Here is a 17,464-nt window from a genome sequence, read left to right on the forward strand (position 1 = left end):
ACGTATTTTTATTGTCCCGATGATGGTGAAATGTTGAGGGGAGCATAAAAGCACATCATCAAGAAAACAATAATGATGACAGTTTTCTACGCGCGGTCAATGTTGACGGATCCATTGCGCCCCAGGCTTCAAAAAACTGCAATAATTGCTTTCTTGCGCCGTCATCATTCCACGTCCTGTCCGCTTTCATGATGCCAAGCAGCAAATCGGCCGCTTCATCCCGCTTGTTTTCAGCATTATAAACAAGAGCAAGATCATAGGCCGCCTGATAATCTTTCGGATTTTCGGCAATGCGTTTTTTCAATGCTGTCGGGTCGCCCAATTTGGCGGTTTCTTCTTTAAGGGCAATTTTCGCTTCGACAGCACGAATGGCAGGGTCCGACTTTTTGGCATCCGGCACTGCTTTGAGAATGCCTTTTGCCTGATCGAGTTCACCATGTTCGACAAGCATATCGGCAAAAGCGGCAATAACGGTGACATTATCAGGTGCCTGTTTCAGAATTTGCGCATAAAAAGTGGCAGCGCCTGTCACATCGCCACTTTTGCGCAATTCATTGGCTGTCTCCAAAGCCTCGTCGATCGCCGCTTCTTTTTCGTTACCGGTGAGTTTTGCAACAAATTTCTTGACTTCGCTTTCCGGTACTGCCCCCATAAAACCGTCAACAGGGTGGCCATCAACAAACGCAATGACGGCAGGTACGGAACGGATTCCCATCTGTCCGGGAATGGCCGGATGTTTATCAATGTCGAGTTTGACGAGTTTGACAGCGCCTTTTGCTTCCCTGACAACTTTTTCGAGAACAGGCCCCAATTGCTTGCACGGGTTGCACCATGTTGCCCAAAAATCGACGATAACAGGTTGTTTTTTTGATTCGACAAGGACATCCTTTGAAAAATCGGCCGTTGTTGTATCCTTGATGACAGAATTATCTGCCCCGCCTGTTTGATTGGCCAGATTTACATTTGCATTCATTTGCCCGCCTTGTGGCGCAAAAGGATTGTCACTCATTATCAAGTCCTGCTTCTTACGAAATATCTATTCGTTTCTATTCTCAAAATCGTGCCTTTGGATACGAATTTCAACCCTCTTCCTCTGAAACCTGAATAATAAGCGGTTCATGATTTGTGGCGCGAACAAATTTTACGAGATCTTCTCGCGCAATAGAGGTTGTAGCCTCATTGGTCATCGGGTGGCAATTGATAATAGGGTGATTGTAAAGCGCCTTATCAAGAATGAATGTTACATGATTGTCTTTATCATTTATCAGACCGAAAACGCTGACAGCACCCGGATAAAGACCGAGATATTCGGAAAGTTTTTCAGGGCTGCCAAAGGAAAGGCGCCCCGATGCACCGATTTTATCATGAAGATGTTTAAGGTCGACAACCGAATGGGCACCGAGTGTCACCAGAAAATAATGCCCCTTCTTGTCTTTCAGAAACAGATTCTTGGTATGGGCGCCGGCGATAGTTTTTTTAATGTCTTCCCCTTCTTTGACTGTAAAGATCGCCGGATGGGTTGTTGTTTTGACATGAATGCCAAGTGTTTCTAGAAAATCCAATAATTCCTGTTTTCCTGCTGGCATTTTTAGTCCTTACGTTGTTTCTTTCGGTACTTTGTTCTTTTCGGCACTTTGCTTTATGGCGGCATTCTGTTTTATGTCGTCATATTATCTTATGGCATTTAATTTTTATGTCGGCGTTTTAGTTGATGCCCGGGTTGAAATAGTTTTCCTTCCTTTAAGGAGATTGTCTGATGAGTGCAACATTATGGGTGGCTTTTGGCGGCGCACTGGGCACGGTTTTACGTTACTGGTTATCGCTCCTCATGGTTCCGGTCAGTAAAAATCTGCCATGGGGAACAATTCTTATCAATATTGTCGGTTCTTTTGTGATCGCTTTTTTTGGCGTTATCACAATGTCTCAGGCAAAATGGCCGATGGGCGAGACCATCCGGCTTTTTGTCATGGTGGGGATTTGCGGCGGCTTTACGACCTTTTCTTCCTTCAGCTTGCAAAGCTTCGAGCTTTTGAAAAAAGGTGCAGTCGGTGAAGCCTTTCTCAATATTATTGTTTCTGTCGCCTTTTGTCTTTTCGCGACAGCTTTGGGATTTTATCTTGGCAGCAAGATCAACCATTAGAAAATTTCAAAAAACAAAACGACTTCATCGTGATTATCACAATTAATTGTCAGGAACATATGGGCTAAATATCCCGACATAGTCGGGGGAAACGATTTTTTAAGGATGACTTCACTTTGAAGATCGGCTAGAACCGGTCTTATGTCAGGGAGGGGTAAATTTGACCTTTCCCATCTTTTTGCGGGAGAGTGTAAAAATACAGTCAACCGTGTTTTGACCGCCGAAGGGGAAAACAGCCCGTAATCTCTCAGGCACAAGGAACCGTAAAAAGATCAAGACAGCTCTGGAAAGTCGGGTTTGTCCCGCGCCGAAGGTGTAAGTGGAGGGGGAGAGCTTTCCACAAGTCTCTCAGGCTCAAGACAGAGGGGTGTGAAATGGATACATTGTGTGTCTATTGGCGCAACCTCGGAGCAATTTATGGGCAACTCTCAAGAAGACCTGAAAACTTTACCGCTTTTTCATATGCATGAAAAAGCAGGAGCCAAATTCGGTAATTTTGCCGGATGGAACATGCCGCTCACTTACCCGCTCGGTGTTATGAAAGAGCATTTGCATACGCGTGCCCATGCGGGTCTGTTCGATATTTCTCATATGAAACTGATACTGGTTGAAGGCAATGGTGCTGCCGACTTTTTGTCAAAAGCCCTGCCGCTTGACGCTGGAGCACTGCAAATCGGCCAGTCACGTTATAACTATCTTTTGAATGAAGAGGCGGGCATCCTTGACGATCTCATTGTCACCCGCCTTGGCGAGAAACGTTTTATGGTTGTTGCCAATGCCGGTAACGCCAAAGCCGATATTGCCGAACTTCAAAAACGTTCGCTTGGGTTTGACTGCAAAATCGAACCGCTTGAACGCGTGTTTCTGGCGTTACAGGGGCCGGAGGCTGCCGATGTCATTAAAAAAGCCGGTTTACCCGGTAACGAACTTCAATTCATGCATGGTTTTGAACCAAAGAAAAACTGGTTTATGACACGTTCGGGCTATACCGGTGAAGATGGATTTGAAATCGGCCTGCCGGTTGATGAAGCTCAAGCACTTGCCGAAAAACTGTTGAGCGACCCGCGCGTGACATGGATAGGCCTTGCCGCACGTGACAGTTTGCGACTGGAAGCGGGTTTGTGCCTCCATGGCAACGACATCACTGCAAAAACCAATCCGGTTGAAGCGGCAATTACCTGGGCTGTCACCAAACCGGTGCGTGAAAAGGGCGAGTTTTTCGGTGCCAAGGCTTTTCTTGAAGCATTGAAAAATGGCGCAACACGCCGCCGCGTCGGTTTGATGCCGGAAACACGCCAGCCGGTGCGAGCCGGTGCAGAAATTTTTGACGAGACAGGCAAACTTGTCGGTCACGTTACATCAGGTGGTTTTGGTCCATCATTCAACGGGCCGGTTGCAATGGGTTATGTTGCAATCGACCTTGCAAAAGCCGGAACCAAGCTTGAGACAGAAGTTCGCGGTAAGAAAATACCGCTTGTTGTCCACTCACTTCCCTTTGTCGAACATCGTTATTTTAAAGGATAAAACACATGGTTAAACTGTATTTCACCGAAGATCATGAATGGATCAGTCTTGATGGTGATCTTGCAACGGTCGGCATCACAAACCATGCCCAGGAGCAGCTTGGCGACCTTGTTTTCGTTGAATTGCCGGAAGTCGGCAGCACCGTCAAAAAGGGCGATTCTGTTGCCGTTGTCGAATCGGTCAAGGCTGCTTCCGATGTTTTTTCACCGGTTGATGGTACGATCAGTGAAGTCAATGACGCTTTGAGCGATGATCCGGCACTCGTTAACCAGAAGGCGGAAAAAGAGGGCTGGTTGTGGAAGATGAAAATCTCCGACGCAAGCCAGCTTGACAGCCTGATGGATGAAGCCGGTTATATCGCAATGATTGGATAATAAAATGCAGGAACTTCCATTTTCATCACGCCATATCGGGCCGCGGCCCGAAGAGGCAAAGGCAATGCTGCATAAATTGGGGCTTGGTTCTCTTGAGGAATTGGTCGAGCAGGCAGTGCCGAACGCAATCCGTCTTCATCGCCCGCTTCAATTGCCAAAAGCTGTAAGTGAAGGGGCAGCTCTTCACGAGCTTCACAACATGATGGAACAGAACCGTCTCCATAAAAGCTTTATCGGACAGGGCTATTATGGCACTTTTGTTCCCTCTGTCATTTTACGCAATCTTTTTGAAAATCCGGCCTGGTATACCGCCTACACTCCCTATCAGGCAGAAATCAGTCAGGGGCGGCTTGAAATGTTGTTCAATTTCCAGACTCTTGTCTGCGAATTGACGGGTTTGCCGATTGCGGCGGCCTCGCTTCTTGATGAAGCAACATCACTTGCCGAAGCAAACGCCGTTGCGGTGCGCTTTTCGCGCAATAAAAAAACGGCCATTTCTGTCTTTGGCGAACTTCACCCACAAACTTTGGCGGTGGCTCAAACAAGGGCAGAAACGCAAGGTTACGAGATCGGGTTAGAGAGCGAGATCACCGACAAGACGGCAGCAATCGTTTTGCCATGGCCCGACACAAAGGGACGTTTTGTCGATCATAGCGATGTTATCAAGAAAGCCAAAGCCAAAGGTGCATTGGTTATTGTTGTGGCGGATCCTCTGGCTTTGACAATTATGGAAGCGCCTGCCCTTTGGGGAGCCGATATGGTTGTCGGCTCGATGCAGCGTTTCGGCGTGCCAATGGGATTTGGTGGTCCACATGCCGGTTATCTGGCGGTATCCGAAGCCCTGACACGTATGATTCCCGGACGCATTGTCGGGCAGTCGATTGATACCAAAGGGCGGGTTGCCTACCGTCTTGCATTGCAGACACGTGAACAGCATATCCGCCGCGACAAAGCAACGTCGAATATTTGTACTGCTCAGGCACTCCTTGCCAATATGGCAACAGCTTTTGCTGTCTGGCATGGTCCGGAAGGTTTGCAGGCGATTGCCAACCGCGTTCATGATCTTGCAAGCCGGTTCGGCGACAGTGTCAAAGATGCGGGCTTTGCTCTTGCCGGTGAGCATTATTTCGATTGTGTAACCGTCAATGTTGCCGGTAAAGCGGATGAACTGCAACAAAAAGCGGAAAGTGATGGCCGCCTCATACGCGTTATCGACAAGGATACGGTTTCGATCAATTTTGATGAACTTTCGGATGAAGAAGATGCAAAAGCACTTGCCAAGCTTTTCGGTGCAACGCTCAGTGATAAAGCCCCGTCGAAACTCTTGGGCAAAAAACGCGATGGTTCTTTTTTAAGCCAGCCGTTTTTCCATGCTGTGCAATCGGAAACCGAAATGATGCGCTTTTTGCGCCGCCTTGCCGATAAAGATCTGGCACTTGACCGCGCCATGATTCCGCTCGGTTCCTGCACCATGAAATTGAATGCTGCTGCCGAGATGATGCCTTTAAGCTGGCCGAAGGTTGCAAATCTTCACCCCTTTGCTCCGAAGGCCGATAGTCGCGGCTATCAGCAGCTTATTTCCGAACTTGAAAAATGGTTGTGTGAAATTACCGGCTTCAGCGCCATTTCATTCCAGCCCAATTCCGGCGCACAAGGTGAATATACCGGTCTTCTTGCTATTCGCCGCTATCACGACAAAAATGGCGAACATAATCGCAATATCTGTCTCATTCCGGCTTCTGCCCATGGCACAAATCCGGCTTCGGCGCATATGGCCGGTATGGAAGTGGTTGTGGTCGATTGTCTGGGTGATGGAGATGTTGATGTCGAAGACTTGCGCAAAAAAGCAGTCGAACACAAAGACAATCTTGCTGCTTTGATGATTACCTATCCGTCAACCCACGGGGTCTATGAAGAAAGTATCAAAGAGATTTGCAAGATTATTCATGAAAATGGCGGGCAAGTCTATTTTGATGGCGCAAATCTCAATGCGCTGGTTGCTCTCGCCCGTCCGGCTGATGTCGGCGCGGATGTCTGCCACATGAATTTGCATAAAACTTTTGCTATTCCTCATGGCGGCGGTGGTCCGGGTGTCGGGCCGATCGGCGTTTCAAAACATCTTGAACCTTTCGTTCCCGGTCACGCACTGTTTTCGACAAGCCATGCTGTTTCAGCAGCACCTTTCGGCAGCGCTTCAATTCTCACAATCACATGGATGTATATCCGTATGATGGGCGCCGAAGGGCTGAAACTTGCCACCGAAAATGCAATTTTGAATGCAAACTACATTGCGGAACAGCTTTCTGCGGCCTATCCGATTCTTTATAAAGGAAAAAGAGGGCGTGTTGCGCATGAATGTATTGTCGATACGCGTGTCCTCAAGGATAATTACGGCATCACTGTCGACGATGTGGCCAAACGTCTGATTGATTATGGCTTCCATGCTCCGACGATGTCGTTTCCGGTTCCCGGAACATTGATGATCGAACCCACAGAATCCGAACCGAAATCGGAAATTGACAGGCTGTGCAACGCCCTTCTTGCCATTTCCGAAGAAGCCAAAAAGGTGGGTGAGGGTGTCTGGCCGAAGGATGATAATCCGCTCGTCAATGCCCCGCATGTTCTGGCCGATACCATTGATGACAATTGGTCACATGCCTATTCGCGCAAAATTGCGGCACTTCCTGACCCTGCTCAGGATCCGGCAGATAAATATTGGCCGCCGGTTTCACGCATTGATAATGTCGCCGGTGACAGGCATCTTATTTGTTCCTGTCCACCGCTTTCCAATTATCGTTAAAAAAAAACCGGCTTCGGCCGGTTTTTTATTTGGTTTTTTATTTGGTTCTATTCGGTTTTTTATTCGGATTTTTATTCTTTTTGGTTTTGGGGCGCCATCTTCGGCGCTGCTGCAATGATGAAGAACTATTGGTGAAATGGCCAAAACGGAAAGATGAAAAGAGCGCGCTTTTCGCCTTGGCTGTGTCTGTTTATTTTCCATAAAATTTCCGGACATTCCGGAAGCGACGAAGAGTAAACTTTGAAAAGATTACGGGCAGGTCGAGCACTAAAATAACGGACAGGTCGAGCACTAAAAAGAGTAAGCAAGCCGAACAAAAATCAAACGGACGGTCAGGAACTAAAAAACCGGACAACCGGCCGGAACAGAAAACCGGAAGAACGAAAAGCACCTAAAGACGAAACGAATAATCCGCAAAATGCAATTCATGAGTTAGAAAAGGCAAACCGGATAGAGTGCACATGAAAAGCTGCAACAGTTTCTTGTTTTAAAAGAAGGCTGTTGCAGCGCATAAGCTTTTCAATTGTCTTTTAATTGGTCGAAAAATTATTGATACCGGCTGATGTCCAGTCCTGTCGGGTCAATTTCGGGCTTGTTGCCGCTGATAATATCGGCAATCAAATGGCCGCTTCCGGTCGACATTGTCCAACCCAAAGTACCATGTCCGGAATTGATAAACAGGTTTTCATATTTTGTTTTGCCGATAATGGGCACACTGTCAGGCGTTACCGGCCGTAAACCTGACCATAGTTCCGGCTTGAAGTCTTTATCATAGGAGCCGGAAAACATCATTTCCAAAGCTTCTTGCAAAGTTTTCAGGCGTGGTTCGGTGAGCTTTATTTCATAGCCTGAAACTTCTGCCATGCCGCCGACGCGGATACGATTACCCAGTCTTGTAACAGCAACTTTGTAAATATCGTCAATAACGGTTGAAACCGGTGCTTTCGCCTCGTCGGTGATCGGTACTGTAATGGAATAGCCTTTTACCGGATAGATTGGCGCATGAAGTCCGAGATCGCGAATAAGAAACGGCGTAAAAGACCCCATTGCAACAAGATAGGCATCGGCATGCATCACGCCTCGTGACGTTTCCACGCCGGTAATTTTACCGCCCTCAACGAGAAGTTTATTGATTATTGTATTATAGGAAAATTCAACCCCTTTATCGACCGCGAGTTTTGCAAGTTTGGTTGTAAACATCTGGCAATCGCCGGTTTCATCTTCAGGGGTTTGCAATCCACCAACGATTTTATCTTTTAACGGTGCCAATCCGGGTTCGGCGGCAACGCAGCCGTCACTATCGAGCATCTTGAAGGCAATGCCATCTGCTTTGAGAACTTCAACATCCTTGTTGGCCGCTTCAAGCTGGTGGGGATCGCGGAAAAGCTGGATTGTGCCCTGCATGCGCTCGTCATAATGGATAGATGTTTCTTCGCGCAAAGCCTGAAGGCATTTGGCGGCATAGTCGGATACGCGCACCATCAGGGATTTGTTTTTCTTGTAACGGTTTTCATTGCAATTGATAAACATTGCAAAGAGCCACTTCATCTGGTCGAGGCTGAAAGTGGGATGAATAATAAGTGGCGGATTGGCTTGCCGCATCATTTTCAATGCTTTGAGCGTCAGCCCCGGTTGTGCCCATGGGGTTGTATATCCGAAAGAAACCTGACCGGCATTGGCATAGCTTGTTTCCAATGCAGGCCCTTCTTCACGATCAATGACCGTGACTTCATGGCCTGCTTTATTGAGGTACCAAGCTGAAGTTACACCAACGACACCACTTCCCAGAACAAGCACTTTCATTTTTTGTTTCCCTCGCGGTTTTTCACATAGATGCGCTCGTAACGATGACCGAGCGACGTTAGAATTTCATAAGGTATCGTGCCGGCATCGCGTGCAACATCGTCAAGCGATTGGTGCTTGCCGATCAGTTCGACAAGATCACCGGCTTTTGGTGCATTTTCACCAAGATGCGTTGTATCAAGTGTGATGGAATCCATCGAAACGCGGCCAACAATCGGCACGCGCACCCCTTTGAAATAAACCGAACCTTTATTGCCGAGTGCCCTTAACCAACCATCGGCATAGCCCACCGATATCGTTGTGATTGTGCTTGGCCGTTCGGTTATAAATGTTCCACCATAGCCGATTGCCGAACCAGAGGGAACATGGCGTGTCTGGATAACATGGGCGTCAAGGCTGACAACCGGTTTGATAACTGTCGGGCTTTTGCCGAGCGGGTCAACACCGTAAAGGGCAATTCCGGGGCGCACCATGTTGAAATGATAACCGGTGTTCAAGAAAATCCCGCCCGAAGCAGCAAGGGCAACTTTTGAAGTTGGCAGTTTGGCAAGTGCCTTCTTCATGGCTTCAAGCTGGGCAGGATTGGCAGGGCTATTTTCCTCGTCGCTTTTGGCCAAATGGCTGATAACCAGTTTTATATCCGCGTCGTTAAAAATCGACGGGTCGGCGACAAGGCGGTAAAGCTCGCTATTATCAAGCCCCAAGCGGCACATGCCGGTGTCAATCTGGATGACTGCGGGTAAACGCTTTGCTTCGCTCGCGCATAATTTTTGCCAGTCAAGAATAGCTTCCCATGAATTCAGAACCGGAATGATTCCGGCCTCTGCCGTTATTTTTTCCGTTCCCGGTAAAATACCATTCAAAACAGCAATGGAAGCATCTGTCGGCAACTCATCTTTAAGCCGGAACGCCTCGACAAGTTCTGCTACAAAGAAAAACCGGCATCCTGCTTCATAAAGCAGAGGCGCTATTTGTTTTGCACCAAGGCCATAGGCATCCGCTTTGACAACAGCAGCACTTTGTGCCGGAGCAACCATTTTTTTTATCGTGTTGTAATTTTCGACAATGGCATCAAGATTGATTGTGAGAATTGCCCCATAGGCTAATGTCGGAATTTTGTTGTTGTTTTGAATTTCACCCATTTCATTATTTCCCAGATAAATCCGGTTGCCAATCCGGATGCCTGTATTGGTTCCCTTAAGCTTGTTCCCGTGGCTTTTTGCCATTTCAAGTTGTCTATCATATGTGAAGAGCATTCGAATGTTGTATCTATTTTTGAAATATTATAGATATTTGTCGTTGAATATTGAGCGTAAATCCGACAAATTGAAATATTATGCAAAACCTTGATGCAATAGACCGTAATATCATCCGCCTTTTGCGCCGTGACGGGCGCATGAGCAATGCCAATCTTGCCGCCGAAGTGGGGCTTTCCCCCTCGGCATGTTTGAGGCGTGTAAAATTATTGGAAGAAAGCGGTGTTATTCGCGGGTTTACCGCCATATTGGGAAGTGTCGAAGGGGAAGACCGGCTGATTGCCATTATCCAGATTACACTTGAAAAACAGACGGAAGAATATTTGAACCGTTTCGAGGCGGCTGTGCGCCGCCATCCGGAAATCAAGGAATGTTATTTGATGACGGGGGATGCGGATTATTGGTTGCGAGCGGAAGCAGAAAATGCCGCCGCTTATGAAACCATTCACAAGGAAATATTATCACGTCTTCCCGGTGTTGCGCGCATCCATTCGGCCTTTTCCATCCGCTCTGTTCTGATGCAGCGGTGAGAAAATCTGTGCATTTTTTTATGTCCATCGGCTTTTGACAAATACCGGCGTTTGTTCGATGACAACCGATATTTATCACCGCAGCCCTTTTTTGAACTTTCAAAAACCGGCCCGTTTTTCTCGAATTGACCTTGTGGGTCTTGGGCCAAACATCCGGCACAAAAGGTCATAAAAGATGCTCGATAACATGGGCGAGTTGTTTTATATCTTTTGAAATCCGCTTGTCATCAACACCGGTAGATCATCTGTTTTTAACAAAGCAAAAGCATTGAAAAAGCCGGACATTTTGCCCGGCTTATCCAATAGTCCATTATGTTGTTCTTTCAGCGTTTTGGTTTTGAAGGCCTGAAATCATAAAGAACATCATGGGTGAGGTCGGCAATTTTCTTCTTGCCGCAAAGTGCCATTGAAATATCAAGCTCGTTACGGATAATTTCCAAGGCTTTGGTGACGCCGGGTTTACCCAAAGCACCAAGCCCGTAGAGGAACGGACGACCGATAAATGTGCCTTTAGCTCCCAGTGCCAAGGCCTTCAACACATCCTGACCGGAACGGATACCACCATCGAGATGGATTTCTATCATATCTCCGACAGCATCAACAATTTCAGGCAAAACAGAAATGGTTGAAGGAGCACCGTCAAGCTGGCGGCCACCATGGTTTGAAACCAGAATGGCATCGGCACCGGTTTTGACAGCCATTTTGGCATCTTCAACATCAAGAATACCTTTCAGGATGAGCTTGCCACCCCAGATTTTCTTGATCCATTCGACATCGTTCCAATTAAGCTTCGGGTCGAATTGCGAGGCTGTCCACAAACTCAACGAAGACAAATCCGTTACGTTTTTGGCGTGTCCTGCAATATTGCGGAATGTTCTTTTATCGGTCTGCAACATGTCCATGCACCATTTCGGGCATGTCATCATTTGCCAGAGATTTTTCAAAGTGAATTTTGGCGGGGCAGACAGGTTGTTGCGCAAATCTTTATGGCGTTGTCCTAAAATCTGCAAATCGAGCGTCAGAACCAATGCACCGCATTTGGCCGCTTTTGCACGATTGATAAGGTCGGCGATAAAGTCGCGATCTTTCATCACATAAAGCTGGAACCAGAACGGCTTTTTGGTTACCGATGCAACATCTTCAATCGAGCAAATGCTCATTGTCGACAATGTGAATGGCACGCCGAATTCTTCGGCAGCTTGCGCTGCCAACATTTCGCCATTGGCGTGTTGCATTCCTGTCAAACCGGTTGGCGACAAAGCAACCGGCATAGAAACTTTCTGGCCGATCATTTCGCTTTCAAGCGAACGATTGGTCATATCGACCAGAACACGTTGGCGCAGCTTTATTTTTTTGAAGTCTTCTTCATTGGCGCGATAAGTGCTTTCTGTCCATGCTCCGGAATCGGCATAGTCAAAAAACATCTTGGGTACGCGACGTTTGGCAAGTTTTTTAAGATCGTTGATCTCAAGTATTTTACGCATTTCAAATCCCGTTTATTCTTATTATCTTATGTGTAGTATTCTTCTCGCACAATAAAAAGTGCTTTTTTTCAAATCGCTAAATTGTGACAAACAAGCATGGTATTTTTTTAAGCTTTACAAGATTTGCCGCGCTGAAAATAGCATGATCGGATTTGCCGAAAGTGAGTTTTTTTAAAAATATAACGACTATTTTGGTTAATGACAATGACGGGATCCTGCAAGATCCTCAAGAATCGGGCAGTCCGGCCTGTCATCACCATGGCAATGATGGACAAGGTGGTCGAGTGTATTAATCATCACCTGTAAAGAATCCATTTTTTCCTGTAGAGTTTTGATATGCGAAAGGGCGAGTTTTTTAACCTCGCTGGAGGCACGGCTATGATCTTTCCATAATCCGAGGAGAACGCGAATATCTTCGGAAGAAAAACCGAGCAGTCTTGAGCGGCGGATGAAGCGCAAGGTTTGAATATCGTCATCAGTATAAACGCGATAGCCGTTTTCGCTCCGATGGGCTGGTGAAATAAGTCCGGTTTCCTCATAATGGCGGATCATTTTTGCACTAAGACCCGATTGTTTTGCTGCTTCACCAATATTCATTTTTCTCGTCCAATCCGGATTTTATAGAAACGCAATTCCGGTTTTCTGTTTTTTGTTCAATGGCGTTATTGCATATAATTGTTGTTTTAAAGCCAACAAGATGTGTTCTTGCAAGAAGCGCCCGCTCAAATCTTGAGAGAGATTCGTATCATCGCGGGATTGTTATAAGAATTATATATTGAAATGGCCTTGCTTGCTGGTGGATAAATGCCGCGCACAGTCGAATAGACTTGACCTTTCTTTATCAATCCTCAACTAGAACGTTAACTTGAAAATTTCCCTTCAATTTTCACGCATCATGTTGTGCTGATGGAGAAAGCCGATGGAGACCTATAAAACGCATAAAAAATCGGGTGATCTCGTTTTCGAGATGAATGACCACCCGCATGCACCTGTCGCGTTTCTGGCCGCTCTCCAACATTTATTGGCAATTATTGTGCCGATCATTACGCCGGGCTTCATTATTTGCAGTGCTGCCGGTGTGTCGCCGGAAGATACAGCCATGGTTTTATCCATGTCGCTTATCATTTCCGGCGTTGCTACTTTTGTACAATGTAAAAAAATCGGCCCCTTCGGTGCGGGATTACTGATTGTGCAAGGAACCAGTTTCAATTTTGTCGGGCCGCTTTCGGCCGGTTCTGCTGCCATGGTTGCAAGCGGTATTCCGGCAAACGAGGTCATGTCGGCCGTCTTCGGTGTGGTGATTGCCGGTTCTTTTATCGAAATGTCGGTTTCGCGCATTCTTCCCTTTATCAGCCGCATGATTACCCCGCTTGTCACCGGCATTGTGGTTTTATTGATTGGCCTTACCCTGATTAAAGAGGGGCTTGTCAGTATGGGGGGCGGTTATGCTTCGCTTGGCGAAAAGGGAAGTTTTGCCAGTTTACAAAATCTCGCTTTGTCATGCACAGTTTTTGCGCTGATTATTCTTTTAAACCGTGTGACGATTACCTGGGTGCGCTCCAGTGCCATTATTCTTGCCCTTGCTGTCGGTTATGTCATGGCGGGTTTCATGGGCAGGCTCGATTTTTCCGGTTTTGAACATTCCGCACTTTTTGCTTTGCCAAGGCCGCTCCATTTCGGATTATCATTTTCGTGGTCACTGTTTATTCCGCTCATCATGATCTATCTTGTTACCTCTCTTGAAGCGGTTGGTGACATCACAGCAACAAGCAAAATTTCAAGCGAGCCGGTTTCGGGGCCATTATGGATGAAGAGAATAAAGGGTGGTGTGCTTGTCAATGGTGCCAATTCTCTTCTTGCCGGTTTCTTCAATACATTTCCAAGTTCGGTCTTTGCGCAAAATAACGGCATTATCCAGTTGACCGGCGTTGCAAGCCGCTATGTCGGCTTGTGGATTGCGGCTATTCTGGTTGTTCTTGGTCTTTTTCCGAAAATTGCCGCCCTCATACAGGCAATGCCCGAACCGGTTCTAGGGGGTGCTGCCATGATCATGTTCGGCTCGGTTGCCGCCTCCGGAATCAATATCCTTTCCTCAATCAAGCTTGACCGGCGGGCACTTCTTATCATTGCAATTGCTTTAAGCGTTGGTGTCGGCGTGCCGCAAGTACCGGCTTTTGTGAGCCATCTTCCGGCTTTTATCGCCGATATTATGAAATCGGGACTTGCTGCCGGCGGGATTACGGCAATCATCCTCAATCTGCTTTTGCCCGAACAGCAACAAGTCGACGACGAATAGAATTTTCTTTCAATAAACGGGCATGTGAAAAGCCGGTTTGAAGCCGGAAGAGTTTTGAAGCGACAATAATTTCCGCCTGAATGTGGAGGGAAGCCCGTGAGATGGAAGGTTGAAACATTTTCAATTGACTGCCGGTTGACCACATCCCGCTAACGAGAATTGGCTCAATACCGGCATAAACGCATGAAATAATCACTCCCTGTGCTTGTCGAAGAGCAACATAAATCAAAGCTCAGGAACGAAAAGCAGCATAGCACGAGATTTGCAAATGCTGCTTTTGTCTTTGAAAAAGCTATAGTTTGTGTGTCAAAGCTTCTGTGTCATGACACTAACGAGAAAATCCTTGTAGCTCATCTTTGTCAATTCATCGATGATGCGGACAAAATGTTCGGTTTTGCTGTGTGCGTCGAGGGCGCTTTTGTCTTTCCAGGTTTCAATGAAAACCATGTGACCGGTATCGCCTTGAACTTCAAACAGTTCGTAGGAAATGCAGCCTTTTTCTTTACGGGATTTTTCAACGAGTTCTTTGAATAGACTTTCAGTCTTTTCAACAAATTCGGGCTTGATATAAAAATGCGCAATAACCTTTATCATGATGCTTTCTCCAAGGTTCGAGCAATATTTTCAAGCCCCCATTCGAGAAGCTTGTCGGCCTGTTTTTGCGAGGCCGCTTCGCTATAACACCGCAATTCCGGCGCATTGCCGGAAAGGCGGAAATGCACAATATCACCATTTTCCATGATGACACGCAAACCGTCAATCATATCCCAATGTTTGATATTTCCGAGCGGATGGAAAAAATGCACGCGTGTTGCAGCATCTTCAAGATTATGGAGAGCCTTTCGGGCATTATCCATGTTGATGTTGGAAAGCCGGTTGCTGGCAGTAAAACGTTTGGGAAGTCCGCTCGAAAGTGCCTGAACGGAGGAGCCGCGCAATTGTGCAAACCCCAACAAAGCCAGAATGGGGAGCATTGCATCGCGTGTTGACAATTTCTTCAATTCGCAGGTTTCGCTTGAAATATCGCTTCCCAGAAGAACTCCGCCATTGGCTTCAAAACCGACAATCGTATGATAGCCATCGCTTAACGCCTGTTTCATGCCGGCAATAACATAGGGTGAGCCGACCGATGTACGGTAAACATGCTCGAAAAAATGGCTTGTCTCGACCGCCGAGGTGGAGGTGACAGGGGTGACGACAGCATCGGCAAAAAGATATTTTGCCGTGAGCATTCCAACCACATCACCTTTTAAAAATATTCCGTCAGAACCGGCAATTAACGGCCGGTCTGCGTCGCCATCGGTCGACACCAGTGCATCAAGCCCGTATTGGCGAACGGCATCAAGAGCAAGCTTGCGGTCGACATCGCGTAATGCTTCGGTATCGACCGGAACAAAATGGTCGGCCCGACCGATTGCAACTGTCTTTGCGCCGAGAGCTGATAAAACTTCAACGAGAAAATCGCGCACAATGGAACTGTGCTGATAGACACCGATTTTCATGTCCTGAAGTGCCGATTTCGGCAAAATGGAAAGGCAGCGTTTCCGATAAAGTTCAAGAACATCCGGAACAACGGGAGGGGATTGATAGTTTTTGGCAAGGTGAAAGGGCGTATTATTTTCTGAAAGTCCGCCTTTTTCATCTTTTGCCGATTTATCAAGTTCGCTGACAATAGCGCGCTCGTCCTGCTTGGTTATTTCTCCATCGGGGCGGTAAAATTTTAGCCCGTTGCGGTCGTCGGGAATGTGGCTTCCTGTAACCATAATTGCCGGAGAGCGAGAATTGAGTGAATAAAGCGCGAGGGCAGGGGTTGGCACTTCACCGGCATTGATAACAGAAAAACCCTGATCTTCGATTGTTTTAATGACAACGTTTTTGATATGCGGGCTTGATGAACGCAGATCATGGCCGACAACAACACTTGTATCTTTGTTGATCTTGCCAATTTGTTCCAAATGTCGCAAGAAGCCGCAAGTGTAGCGCATAATAATATCATCGGTTAAATCGCTCACCAGACCGCGCAAGCCGCTTGTTCCGAATTTGAGTTGTTCTGTCATGATGTGGTTTGTTCCCGAACGGCCTTCCGATTGTCTATATGTGGTCACAATAGCTGTTTTGTCTATCGGCTTTGAAGCAATTATTTTGCATAGACAACGGACTATCTACAACTGTCATTTGACGAAAACAATTTTGTTATTATAAAGAAACTTCGCTTTATGATGTTGGCAGATCAACCGTTTGGCATTATATCATGCCTGAATTTGTCAAGTTTATCTGCTAAAGTTTATTAAGGAAGAATTTCGATGACAACGCCTGTCGACAATGCAGCCCCGAATGCGACTGCCACGCCGTCTTCATTTCCGATACCGGCAAATGTTTTTGCTTTAACTGTGCAGGATGTCAAACATTATACTGATAGGCTTTTCCGTTTCCGCCTGAACCGGCCGGACAGTTTCCGTTTTCGTTCGGGCGAGTTTGTGATGATCGGCCTACCCAATGCCGAAAAGCCAGTTTTTCGCGCCTATTCCATTGCAAGCCCGTTCTGGAGCGAGCAATTGGAGTTTTTCTCCATCAAAGTTCCGAATGGCCCTTTGACCGAACATTTGCAAAAAATCAAAGTGGGCGACACGGTGCTGATGCGCAAAAAAGCCACCGGCACTCTGGTGCTGGATGCGCTTTTGCCGGGTAAGCGGCTTTATCTCTTTTCGACTGGAACAGGTGTTGCACCTTTTGCAAGCCTTGTTCGTGATCCGGAAACTTATGAAAAATTTGAAGAAGTTATTCTGATCCAGACAACGCGGCTTGTTGCCGAACTCGACTATGCGCGCGAACTTGTTGCGGAACTTAAAAATGATCCTCTCATTGGCGAATTTTCAGATCAGTTGAAATTCTATCCGATGACCACACGGGAGCAATCCGAGCATATGGGGCGAATTACCGACACAATGCGCAGTGGCGAATTTTTTAAACGGACCGGTTTGAAAAAACTTGATCCGGAAACCGATCGCGCGATGATTTGCGGTTCCATGGCAATGCTCAAAGATTGTGCTGCTATGTGTCGTGATTTCGGCCTTGTCGAAGGCGCAAATAACGCCCCCGCTACTTATGTGGTTGAACGCGCTTTTGTCGATTGACAAAAGAGTAAAACTGTTTTTGGACAGGCTCAAGGGCTCAAGGGCTCAAGGGCTCAAGGGCTCAAGGGCTCAAGGGCTCAAGGGCTCAAGGGCTCAAGGGCTCAAGGGCTCAAGGGCTCAAGG

General features: G+C 47.0%; 15 protein-coding genes and 1 riboswitch. Of the genes, 7 read left to right on the plus strand and 8 right to left on the minus strand.

Annotated features, from left to right (window positions below):
- Positions 1-58 precede the first annotated feature (58 nt).
- Both trxA and H3S94_RS11515 read right to left on the minus strand, forming a co-directional pair.
- Complete coding sequence (trxA, locus tag H3S94_RS11510) at positions 59-1,009, minus strand: thioredoxin (RefSeq protein WP_198241154.1); 951 nt, start codon at positions 1,007-1,009, stop codon at positions 59-61.
- Positions 1,010-1,079: 70 nt separating this feature from the next.
- Positions 1,080-1,586, minus strand: a complete 507-nt coding sequence (locus H3S94_RS11515) for a prolyl-tRNA synthetase associated domain-containing protein (protein ID WP_198241155.1) — start codon at positions 1,584-1,586, stop codon at positions 1,080-1,082.
- Between the two features lie 170 nt (positions 1,587-1,756).
- Here H3S94_RS11515 and crcB point away from each other — a divergent pair, with 170 nt between their 5' ends.
- From crcB to gcvP, 4 genes are all read left to right on the plus strand, one after another.
- Positions 1,757-2,140, plus strand: coding sequence for a fluoride efflux transporter CrcB (gene crcB, locus H3S94_RS11520; RefSeq protein ID WP_198241156.1), 384 nt, complete (start codon positions 1,757-1,759; stop codon positions 2,138-2,140).
- 171 nt (positions 2,141-2,311) lie between these two features.
- Positions 2,312-2,414: riboswitch (glycine riboswitch) on the plus strand.
- Between the two features lie 143 nt (positions 2,415-2,557).
- On the plus strand, positions 2,558-3,664 hold the full coding sequence (gene gcvT / locus H3S94_RS11525; protein WP_198241157.1) for a glycine cleavage system aminomethyltransferase GcvT: 1,107 nt from the start codon (positions 2,558-2,560) through the stop codon (positions 3,662-3,664).
- A gap of 5 nt (positions 3,665-3,669) precedes the next feature.
- Positions 3,670-4,038 carry a glycine cleavage system protein GcvH gene (gene gcvH / locus H3S94_RS11530; RefSeq protein WP_077993745.1) on the plus strand — a complete coding sequence of 123 codons (369 nt, stop codon included), beginning with the start codon at positions 3,670-3,672 and terminating at the stop codon, positions 4,036-4,038.
- Between the two features lie 4 nt (positions 4,039-4,042).
- Positions 4,043-6,838, plus strand: a complete 2,796-nt coding sequence (gene gcvP, locus H3S94_RS11535) for an aminomethyl-transferring glycine dehydrogenase (protein WP_198241158.1) — start codon at positions 4,043-4,045, stop codon at positions 6,836-6,838.
- Between the two features lie 546 nt (positions 6,839-7,384).
- On the opposite strand, the gene H3S94_RS11540 is transcribed toward gcvP, so the two are convergent.
- Together H3S94_RS11540 and alr are read right to left on the minus strand one after the other, a co-directional pair.
- A complete protein-coding gene (locus H3S94_RS11540) occupies positions 7,385-8,641 on the minus strand; it encodes a D-amino acid dehydrogenase (RefSeq protein ID WP_077993741.1) in 1,257 nt (418 codons plus the stop codon).
- Positions 8,638-9,783: an alanine racemase gene (alr, locus tag H3S94_RS11545; protein ID WP_198241164.1), complete on the minus strand. Its 1,146-nt coding sequence runs from the start codon at positions 9,781-9,783 to the stop codon at positions 8,638-8,640. The genes H3S94_RS11540 and alr overlap by 4 nt, the downstream gene beginning before the upstream one ends.
- A 194-nt stretch (positions 9,784-9,977) precedes the next feature.
- Between alr and H3S94_RS11550 the strand changes: the two genes are divergently transcribed.
- Positions 9,978-10,427, plus strand: coding sequence for an Lrp/AsnC family transcriptional regulator (locus tag H3S94_RS11550; protein ID WP_198225900.1), 450 nt, complete (start codon positions 9,978-9,980; stop codon positions 10,425-10,427).
- Between the two features lie 323 nt (positions 10,428-10,750).
- Here the strand turns inward: H3S94_RS11550 and H3S94_RS11555 are convergent, their stop codons facing one another.
- Both H3S94_RS11555 and cueR read right to left on the minus strand, forming a co-directional pair.
- Positions 10,751-11,911, minus strand: coding sequence for an alpha-hydroxy acid oxidase (locus H3S94_RS11555; RefSeq protein ID WP_077993738.1), 1,161 nt, complete (start codon positions 11,909-11,911; stop codon positions 10,751-10,753).
- Positions 11,912-12,106: 195 nt separating this feature from the next.
- The gene (gene cueR / locus H3S94_RS11560) at positions 12,107-12,508 is read right to left on the minus strand and encodes a Cu(I)-responsive transcriptional regulator (RefSeq protein ID WP_077994674.1); all 402 of its coding nucleotides are present in this window, start codon (positions 12,506-12,508) and stop codon (positions 12,107-12,109) included.
- 322 nt (positions 12,509-12,830) lie between these two features.
- Between cueR and H3S94_RS11565 the strand changes: the two genes are divergently transcribed.
- On the plus strand, positions 12,831-14,207 hold the full coding sequence (locus tag H3S94_RS11565; RefSeq protein ID WP_198241159.1) for a nucleobase:cation symporter-2 family protein: 1,377 nt from the start codon (positions 12,831-12,833) through the stop codon (positions 14,205-14,207).
- Positions 14,208-14,513: 306 nt separating this feature from the next.
- On the opposite strand, the gene H3S94_RS11570 is transcribed toward H3S94_RS11565, so the two are convergent.
- The gene (locus H3S94_RS11570) at positions 14,514-14,801 is read right to left on the minus strand and encodes a putative quinol monooxygenase (protein ID WP_198241160.1); all 288 of its coding nucleotides are present in this window, start codon (positions 14,799-14,801) and stop codon (positions 14,514-14,516) included.
- Positions 14,798-16,264: a phosphomannomutase gene (locus tag H3S94_RS11575; RefSeq protein WP_198241161.1), complete on the minus strand. Its 1,467-nt coding sequence runs from the start codon at positions 16,262-16,264 to the stop codon at positions 14,798-14,800. Before H3S94_RS11575 ends, H3S94_RS11570 begins: the two co-directional genes overlap by 4 nt.
- A 246-nt stretch (positions 16,265-16,510) precedes the next feature.
- On the opposite strand from H3S94_RS11575, the gene H3S94_RS11580 reads away from it, so the two are divergent.
- Positions 16,511-17,341 carry a ferredoxin--NADP reductase gene (locus H3S94_RS11580; protein WP_077993731.1) on the plus strand — a complete coding sequence of 277 codons (831 nt, stop codon included), beginning with the start codon at positions 16,511-16,513 and terminating at the stop codon, positions 17,339-17,341.
- Positions 17,342-17,464 lie beyond the last annotated feature (123 nt).

It is taken from the genome of Bartonella sp. B10834G3 (genome assembly GCF_016102505.1).
GTDB classification, from domain to species: Bacteria; Pseudomonadota; Alphaproteobacteria; order Rhizobiales; family Rhizobiaceae; genus Bartonella; species Bartonella choladocola.